Origin of the sequence: Chthonomonas sp., from assembly GCF_035294505.1 — a bacterium.
GTDB lineage: Bacteria > Armatimonadota > Chthonomonadetes > Chthonomonadales > Chthonomonadaceae > Chthonomonas.
Genome location: NZ_DATGKU010000100.1, coordinates 1 through 8,695, shown reverse-complemented (window position 1 = coordinate 8,695; position 8,695 = coordinate 1). Strand labels below are relative to the sequence as shown.

Annotated in this window: 8 protein-coding genes and 1 pseudogene; 3 read left to right on the top strand and 6 right to left on the bottom strand. The window is 55.5% G+C overall.

All coding sequences use genetic code 11. The annotated features are described in order from the left end of the window. Nucleotides 1-455: 455 nt before the first annotated feature. Together ftcD and VKV18_RS06010 are read left to right on the top strand one after the other, a co-directional pair. Complete coding sequence (ftcD, locus tag VKV18_RS06015; protein WP_324203317.1) at nucleotides 456-1,367, top strand: glutamate formimidoyltransferase; 912 nt, start codon at nucleotides 456-458, stop codon at nucleotides 1,365-1,367. A gap of 97 nt (nucleotides 1,368-1,464) precedes the next feature. Next, a complete protein-coding gene (locus VKV18_RS06010) occupies nucleotides 1,465-2,064 on the top strand; it encodes a carbohydrate binding domain-containing protein (protein WP_324203316.1) in 600 nt (199 codons plus the stop codon). A gap of 56 nt (nucleotides 2,065-2,120) precedes the next feature. Here the strand turns inward: VKV18_RS06010 and VKV18_RS06005 are convergent, their stop codons facing one another. The 6 genes from VKV18_RS06005 to VKV18_RS05980 all read right to left on the bottom strand — a co-directional run bounded on the left by VKV18_RS06005 (nucleotide 2,121) and on the right by VKV18_RS05980 (nucleotide 8,269). After that, entirely contained in the window at nucleotides 2,121-2,702 is a 582-nt protein-coding gene (locus VKV18_RS06005) for a TlpA disulfide reductase family protein (RefSeq protein ID WP_324203315.1), read from the bottom strand. 153 nt (nucleotides 2,703-2,855) lie between these two features. Next, nucleotides 2,856-3,260: an NUDIX hydrolase gene (locus VKV18_RS06000; protein ID WP_324203314.1), complete on the bottom strand. Its 405-nt coding sequence runs from the start codon at nucleotides 3,258-3,260 to the stop codon at nucleotides 2,856-2,858. 109 nt (nucleotides 3,261-3,369) lie between these two features. Next, nucleotides 3,370-5,901: a M1 family aminopeptidase gene (locus VKV18_RS05995; protein WP_324203313.1), complete on the bottom strand. Its 2,532-nt coding sequence runs from the start codon at nucleotides 5,899-5,901 to the stop codon at nucleotides 3,370-3,372. A 31-nt stretch (nucleotides 5,902-5,932) separates the two neighbouring features. Beyond that, nucleotides 5,933-6,226: a hypothetical protein gene (locus VKV18_RS05990; RefSeq protein ID WP_324203312.1), complete on the bottom strand. Its 294-nt coding sequence runs from the start codon at nucleotides 6,224-6,226 to the stop codon at nucleotides 5,933-5,935. Between the two features lie 5 nt (nucleotides 6,227-6,231). Next, nucleotides 6,232-7,980 carry a CTP synthase gene (locus tag VKV18_RS05985; protein ID WP_324203311.1) on the bottom strand — a complete coding sequence of 583 codons (1,749 nt, stop codon included), beginning with the start codon at nucleotides 7,978-7,980 and terminating at the stop codon, nucleotides 6,232-6,234. A gap of 85 nt (nucleotides 7,981-8,065) precedes the next feature. Then, complete coding sequence (locus tag VKV18_RS05980) at nucleotides 8,066-8,269, bottom strand: hypothetical protein (protein WP_324200162.1); 204 nt, start codon at nucleotides 8,267-8,269, stop codon at nucleotides 8,066-8,068. 201 nt (nucleotides 8,270-8,470) lie between these two features. Between VKV18_RS05980 and VKV18_RS05975 the strand changes: the two are divergent. Further along, a pseudogene (locus VKV18_RS05975) lies at nucleotides 8,471-8,695 on the top strand (hypothetical protein); the annotation flags it as partial.

The following is an 8,695-nucleotide window of genomic DNA, read 5'->3' as shown; positions in this document are numbered from 1 at the left end:
CATGTCACCTCGAAGCGAAGCTGAGAGGTCTTTACGTTTCATCTCCACTGAGGATGAGCGCCTCGGTATTGAAGAGCCGGCGACACGACTGCCATTTCGACCCGAAGATGAGATAAACAACTGTCATTTCGAGCCGAAGGCGAGAAATCTTGCATTTCCATTCCCACCGGTGCTGAGGGGTAGGAGGTGGGGCTGTTGAAGCTGTCAATCTCGCGGTTCTAGAGCAAGTTAACAAAGTGAGCTTATCTTGCTCGCCCCCTATCCCGTCCTTTCCCCCGATTCGGGAGAAAGGGGGCGGTTGTGGTTGGTTTCCGAAGGGAAGGTTATTCAAAGGAAACGGCGGGTCATCCTTGAAGAAAGCCAGGTTCTATCAACTCTATCCCCATATATTAGAGAAACTTCACTTGAAATTGCGGGTATTCTGTTAAGGCCTGAGACTTTGTTAGGTAGTTAGAATGGCGAGGCTTATTGGCTCTGTGTTTCAATGCGTGCCCAATTTCAGTGAGGGACGACGTAGAGAGGTGGTGGAGGCCATTGCGGCGGCTGCGCAAAATGCCGGCGCCGTTGTGGCCGATTGGAGCCTCGACCCCGATCATAACCGTAGCGTGGTAACGCTTTTAGGAGATGCCCAGCAGATCGAGGCGGGCATTATCGCTGCCGCCGAGGTGGCTATAGAGCGGATAGATATGCGCCAACACCATGGCCTCCATCCACGTACCGGCGCCTTGGATGTGCTGCCGGTAGTGCCCCTGCGCAACGCCACCAAGGAAGAGGCCGTGGCCTTGGCGCATCGGCTGGGGGAACGGTTGGCCCATAGTTTTAATCTCCCCGTGTTTTTTTATGAATGGGCGGCTCGCCCGGGGCGCGAGACCGAGTTGCCTAAGTTAAGGCGCGGGGGGTGGGAGCGATTGGCTCAGGGCGCGCTAGACCCCGATGTCGGTCCTCAGCATGCCCATCCTACAGCGGGTGTGGCCATTGTAGGAGCGCGAGGTCCTCTCATCGCCTACAACATCCTGCTGAACACGGCCGATGCAGCGGTTGCACGCGAGTTGGCGCGGCAAATTCGACGGCAGCGAGAGCAGATCGCCGAACTAGAGGGGGTGCGCGCCATGGGGCTGTTTCTTCCGAGCCGCGGCCTTGCCCAGCTTTCCATGAACCTCACTCGACCGGAGAAAACGCCACTGCCTGGGGTGTTTGAATGGGTAAAGCAGGCCGCGCAAGCACAAGGGGCCGCACCTCTTGAAAGCGAGATCGTAGGTCTCATTCCTATGAGCGCTTTGGGGGAGGCGAAACCTGAGGACATTTTGTGGCATGGCTATCGGCCAGAAAAGCTGTTAGAGTGGTGGTTGGGAGCACAAATCCTGTAGTTTTTACCGTTGCCTTTTAGTGGCACCCTTTGCTAAAATAGAACCGGCTGTTTGGCGATGTAACATAAAATCCATACCATGAGAAGGAAAATAGTGGATGAACAAGTACCTGAGAATAGGTATTCTTGCTGTGTCGTTGGGGTTTATAAGCCTGCAAACCGCGCATGCCCAGAACCTTGTGCAGAACGGTGGGTTTGAAACAGGGGATTTCACCGATTGGACGTTGTCGGGAGATGCCACCGTGGCGACTGTTAATAACTACGAACCTCATACCGGTAACTACGCCGCCGATCTTGGAACGACCAACGGTACCGGCTATCTCTCGCAAACGTTGAACGTAACGCCCAACCAACCCTACTACCTGAGCTTTTGGTTATCAACCGACGAAAGCGTTCCCAATAGCCTGCAAGTGAGCTTCGATGGGAAAACAGTTGATTCTTTTACGAATCTTCCTCCAGGCTATCAAATGTATCAATATCTAGTTACCCCCGCCGACTCCAACCCCGTGCTGCAGTTTGCTTTTCAAGACAACTATGGATATATCTACCTAGACGATGTGCGCTTGGGTACCTCTTCGGCCACGCCGGAGGTCGGTAGCCTCGCAGGCTTTGGGTGTTTGCTGGTTCTGGGCGGCGTTTGGGGGCTGTGCAGGGCGAGAGCACAGGCAAAGAGGGGCGCTACAAGCAACGGATGCTAACAACTGGCACATAGCTCCGGTCTACCAGCTAGCCAAGATAGGCGTCTCCACGACGCCTATCTCTCCTGAAGCAGCTTACTCACCGTCTGATCCACGCCTTGGAGTTTATTGACCGGGTCGAAGCCGTTTTCCATGTAGGCCGCTCGGCCCTGCTTGTCGAGCACGAAGAGGGCGGGAATGGCGGTGTGAGGAAACAGGTCTTCAAGTTGTGGGTTGTCTACGGCCAGGGCGAGGGGATAGGTGACCCCAAACTGTTTGGCAACGCTCTGCACGGCCTGCACAAGCTCTGGATGTGAACGTCCGAGATAGGTATCTTCCGAGATGCCGACAACCTCAACACCCTTATTCGCATATTTTGCGTAGAGCTTTTGCAGTTCCGGCATGCTCGCTCGACAGGGGCCGCACCAGGTTGCCCAAAAATCTAGAATCACCACCTTCCCCTTCAGGTCGGCAAGATGTACCGGCTTATTCGGGGGCAGCAGCGGCAGTTTGGCGTTCGTGAGGGGGAAACGTTTGGCGATGGGCGCCGGCCCATCGCTCGGCCCCATGGCTAAGGGCGTATGCATGCCCATCAAGTAGAAGAAAAGAGTAATTATCAAGACAACTAAAAGCGCTATAGTAAGATTTCGACGTAACATGATGCTCCTCAACGTGCCGTTCCCATCCTTTAATACTCCTGCTTCTAAGCCATCTGTTCCTCTACAAGAGGTCGCAACAGAGGCCCGGAGGAATGCGTGCTGAAGGAGATTATTTTTCCCCCTGCTCCGATGGGGTGTCGGTGGCTATCCCCCTTAGGTGCCTGGTTGTGTAAGGGATTCTTGACCGGTTGCCTGTTCAAAGGCGTACCGGCAGACGGCTTCCAGAAGCGCATCCCAGAAATAGTAGTTTGTAGGAAACGCCTCTAACGGAAACAGGCGTGCCTCCTGCGATTCGCTGCCCTCTGGAATAGCCTCTTGTGAGAGAAGGAAGGTGTAGTAGACCGCCGCAAGATAGGGCGAAGCGTCCGGCGGCAATAGCAGATAGTGGCCGAGTAGGTGCAGATCGCCTACGTTGGCACCCACCTCCTCACGGATTTCACGTCGGATGGCCTTTTCAGGGGTTTCCCCAGGTTCCACATGGCCGCTAGGCACACACCAACCTCTGCCCCGAATACGGGCGAGGAGGGCCTTTCCGTTTGCGAAAACAAAGGCGAGCACGGCTTGGACAGGCAGCGGAGGGGGGGGCTGCGTTTGCGGGATAAAGGTAACCTGGGTTCCCTGCCAAGAGACGGTAGGAAACCCAGAAGGCGCTTTGAAGGGGATAGGCTTACTCTCCTCGTTGTAGATTGGCGATGGCGTCCTCTGCAGCCTGTTTCAGCTTTGGATCGGACGTTTGGGTTTCAAAGGCCTGTAGGATGGGGGCAACGCTTTTATCGCCGCGCTCCTGCAAAGCCTCGATAACGCTGCGCTGAATCTGCGGATTAGAATCCGAAAGCAGGTTAGCAAGCCCTTTGCTAACGGTCGAATCGCCGCGGTCGAGATGGCCGAGTCCGCGGATGGCCGCAAGCCGTGTGAAGTAGAAGTGAGTCGGACCGGCCGCTTCCAACAGCAGGGGACCCGCTGCATCTACGTGAGCTTCGACGAGCGCATTGACCGCCATATAAGCCAGTTGGTCTCGGGGCGTTTTGGCCTCGATCTGATGGCGAAAGACGTCGAGATTTTGAGCGGCAGCGAGCTTAGCGAGGGCATTTAAAGCGCCTTCAACGACAGGATAGGGGGCCGTATCGCTGATGGCGTCGCGATGGATGAGGGCTAACGTGGCGGCGTCGGTGGGCAATTGAGCCAGCGCCTCAAGAGCAGCTGCCACGCGCTCGGGCTGCTTGCTTTCGGTTTGTTGAAGGAAGAGGGAGCGCAAGGCAGGGTCTTTAAGGTTGCCCAGCTGCTGTAGCAAAAAGCTCGCAACGCGCCAGGCCGGCTCCGATTTCAGGGCCTGGATAAACAGCTGCTCTCTTTCTGCCGTAAGCCCGCCGGGTTGTGCAACGATCTGCCGAGCGGCCTCTAAACGATCAACATAGTCAGGAGCATAGAGAAGGATGGCTCTGGCTTCGGCCTCCGACCATTTCGGCGTCTCCATCTGCTTGAGCAGCTCATGATCGGGGTCGAGTAGCACGGCTGCGGGCGCCGACGTTTCGGGAATGGAGAACTCTTGTTCGGCCTGATCGCAATTCTCAGTTACCCTCTGCAGGTGGTCGCTAGAGGCCCGATCGGGGTAGATAAGCCCAAAAGTGATGGGCATATGGAAGATGGGCACGCCGTGTGAGGTATCTTGCAGTTGCTTTACCGTTATTTGCACGGTGGCGCTTTGCGGGTCGTAGCGCCAGCTCATCTGGAGGACGGGGTGCCCCGGTTTGTAGACCCATTGGTCGAAGAAAGGCTCTACGTTAATGCCCGTTTCGTCGGTAATAGCTTCCATAAGGTCGTGGCTGTCTACCGGTCGAAACTTATAGACTTCGAGGTAGTGGTGCAGGCCGCGGAAAAGATTGTCTTGGCCAAGCTGGTCGCGCAACATCTCCAGCACGAGGGCGCCCTTGGAGTAGGTGGTGGAGTCGAAAAGCACGTCCGGGTTGGAGTAGAGCTTGGTGGAGAGTGGGCGAAGATAGCGACGAGCTTCTCTTAGGTAGCTTTGTAGTGCCCCCTCCTTGTCGGCCTGCCACTCCTCTTCTCCAAAGCGATGGCGCGTATAGAGCATCTGCATAAAGGTGGCAAATCCCTCGTTTAACCAGATATTGCCCCAGTCCTTACAGGTTACCGTATCTCCGAACCACTGGTGAGCCAGCTCATGTGCGGTGAGGCTATCGGTGCGCACCAGGCCTGCGCGGGGGTCGGTGAGGGCGATGTTTCCCAGAGTGGTGGCGCTTACATTCTCCATACCGCCGGGGAAATCGTAGACGGCATCCTCGGCGTATTTCGGCCAAGGATATTTGAAGTCCAGCAGTTGGCTATAGAAGGAGAGCATATCGGGCGTGTCGGAGAAGCTGTAGGGGGCAAGTTCCCCTTGACCTTTTGGAGTGACGTAGAGCAGAGGAACGTTTTCCCAATGCGTGCGATAAACATCCAATTCGCCTCCTACAAGCGACAGCAGGTAGGTGGAGTGAGGCTGGTTCATGATCCAACGGAAGGTTTTCGTGTGGTGTGCCCTATCTTCGGTGACAGGGCCTTCCTGGCCGTTACCGATAACCGTCCACGTATCCGGCACAGTGACAATGGTTTCGCTGGTGCACTTGTCGTTGGGATAGTCATAACAGGGTACCCAGTTCCTGTTGGTATCTGTTTCGCCCTGGGTCCAGAACTCCGGTGCTCGATTCGGGTCGGTGGGGGTCGGATCGATCCACTTAAAGCCACCGACTCCATTGGCACCACCTCCTACCGTGCCGCCGGGCATGATATAGTGTACGCTTACTTTCACGTACTTCCCCCGCTGCAGAGGGGAGGGAGCATGAAGGATCAGTTTATCGCCGTTATGTTCAAACGTAACGGGGGCTCCATCTAGGGTGCAATCTTTGATCTGGAGATTTGCCCCGGCATCGAGCACGATGGTAGATAGCCCATCCCGCAACGGGGCCAGCGTGTGGGTGACGGTGCCTTCGGCGGAGTGGGTATCGGGATGGACAATGAAGACGAGTTGGAGATGTTGCACATGGTAATCCCGATTGCGGGCGTAGTGGAGGGTGGCGGCCGGAGGCTCGAAGGGGTTTCCGCCGAAGCGTTGGAATTGGGCCTCGGTGGGAACCCATGATAACCCAATGAGAAGCAGTCCACACAGAAAGGGAATAAAATACCTTTTGCGAAGCGGCAACATGAGTGTCAATTCTCCTTGAAAGGAATATTCGTCACGTTTGTTGTTGGGAAGACGAGGGAGGCAAGGGGCGCGTTCTCCTTAGAACGCGCAGGTAGTAAAGCCCTAGCCCCAGGCGCCAAAGGCCAAACAGAAGCATTCCTATGCCGATAACAAGGGTAAAAAGGTCTGCTTTCGAGCGCGGATGAGCGGGAACGACCAGTGAAAGAAAGTAACCCCCAGCTACCAAGGAGAGAACCCCGAAGAGGATGCTCACAAAGCACATGATATACAGGGTTCTCCGTCGGGCAGCGACGACAGTAGGTGTTACCCGTTTTTTAGATGTCATTCTCTTTAAAGTTCCAACGTTTGCGTGTTCTCTACAAGACCCACATTGTTCTCCTCGTTGTCTAGGGTCAGCTCACCACGGCTTGTCATCGGGCGATCTATGGTCTTGGTTGCGGCCTCGCGAAAGGCTCGGAAGCCGTTATGTTCGAGGGCGGCGGCGATAAGCCCTCGAAAGAGCGGATGAGCGCGGTTAGGCCTTGATTGAAATTCAGGATGAAACTGAGTGGCGATAAAGTAGGGATGCGAGGGAATCTCCACCATCTCCACAAGGCGATAGTCCGGTGAGAGGCCGGAGCAGACCATGCCATGCTTCGTTAACAGCTCACGGTAGTCGTTATTCAGTTCGTAGCGATGGCGATGGCGTTCATAGATAACCGATTCGCCGTAAAGCCGCTCGGCCATAGAGCCGGACACCAACAGGCACCGATGGCTGCCGAGGCGCATAGAGTTGCCCATATTCGGCACGTTTTTCTGATCGGGCAAGATGTGGATTACCGGATGCGGGGTTCGAGGATTTACCTCTTCGCTATGGGCTTCGGCGAGGCCACACATATTGCGGGCGAACTCCACAACCGCCATCTGCATGCCGTAGCACACGCCGAGGAAGGGCAGCGGTTTGGTACGTGCGTAGTGGGCGGCCATCACCTTGCCCTCTACGCCTCGTGCACCGAATCCAGGGGCGACAAGCACGGCATCTATGCCCTCCATAACCTGCTCTATCGGCTGGCGTTCCAACTTTTCGCTATCAATCCAATGGATATTTACCCGGGCATCGTTGGCGATACCGGCGTGTTTCAACGCCTCTGCAATAGAGATGTAGGCGTCTCCGTTCTCCACATATTTGCCGACCACGGCCACGTTCACCTCGTAGCGCGGCTGTTTAATGCGAGAGACAATTTCGCGCCATTCGGCGAGGTCGGGGGTGGTTTCGGGCAGGCCAAGACGCTTCACGACGAGATCGGCCAGCCCGGCCTCTTCAAAGAGAAGCGGAACCTCGTAAATGGTGTCAACATCTACCGCATCCACCACGGCGGCAGGCTCCACATCGCAGAAAAGGGAGATTTTGTTTTTCATCTCCTGAGAGAGGGGCAGGCGGGTACGACAGATAAGCACATCCGGTTGCAAGCCGATCTCACGCAGCTTCATGACGCTGTGCTGTGTGGGTTTAGTTTTTACCTCACCCCAAGGCCCTACGCTCGGAATGAGGGTTACATGGATGTACATGACGTTTTGGGTCCCCACGTCCTTGCGGAACTGGCGAATGGCCTCAAGGAAGGGCAGCCCCTCGATATCGCCCACCGTGCCGCCCACCTCGGCGATCACGATGTCGGCATCCGGTTCGCCGGCCGCGCCCTTGGCGGCGCTTCGAATGCGCTCTTTGATCTCATTGGTGATGTGAGGGATCATCTGCACGGTGGCGCCGAGATAGTCACCTCGGCGCTCCTTCTCGATGACGGTGCTGTAGACGCTTCCTGTGGTAACGCTGGCACGACGGGTAAGGGAGATGTCTACGAAACGCTCGTAATGGCCGAGGTCGAGATCGGTAACGGCCCCATCGTCGGTAACAAACGCCTCTCCATGCTGGTAGGGGTTCATGGTATCGGCATCCACATTGATGTAGGGGTCTAACTTTTGAAAGGTGATGCGGAAGCCCCGGTTGCGCAAGAGGCGCCCCAAGCTGGCGGTGGTGATGCCTTTCCCTAGGCCACTCACAACTCCACCGGTAACGAAAATATATTTCGTCTCTGCGCTCAACCCTCTCTCCTCTCCTTCCAAGCCATGGCGGCTCCTGAGGCCTCTTGTAGAGACAGAGGCCTTCTTCATTCCTAAGCCCTCTATGCTATTTATCGGCTATGACCTCGTAGGGAATCTGGTTCTCCTTCAGTATCTGAATCTGGCTTTCATCAAGCACGTAAACATCGTTTGGTAGCACCTGCATTTTGCCGCCGGTGCGCTGCATGAGAAGCAGGTAAGCTCTGAGCGAGTCTTTGGCGGGCACGCGTACGCGCGTCATCCCTTTTTTGAGCTGTTCAAATTGTGGCATCGTAGCGCCCTCACTTTTATAAGCAAAGGCGCAACGGGGTCTCCGTTGCGCCCGCTATCATTATACGCACGAAGTGGAAAAAACTGCAAGAGGAGGGATGGCTTTAAACAGCGAAAGAAGTAACTTCTGTTGTAGTAAGGAGCAGATGCGGATATTGTATACTTAATTTTAGATACGCCTAAGAGGGCGAAGGACGAACCGATGGTTAAATCGAGTGTCGAGACTAAACGGGTTACTTGGCAAGAGCTGATCCGTCGGCTAGCAGCGAATGGGTACGATAAGTCCTACCTTTATAGAAAGGTGCTGCCCGCATGGTGGAACAGCCGGATCGCCAATACTCCGGCCGGCTTTCAGCAGGGGGCGCTACTCTTATCTCGTTTTTTGGGGCTGGACTATACTGCTTTACTTGAGGGGAAAGTAGAGCCT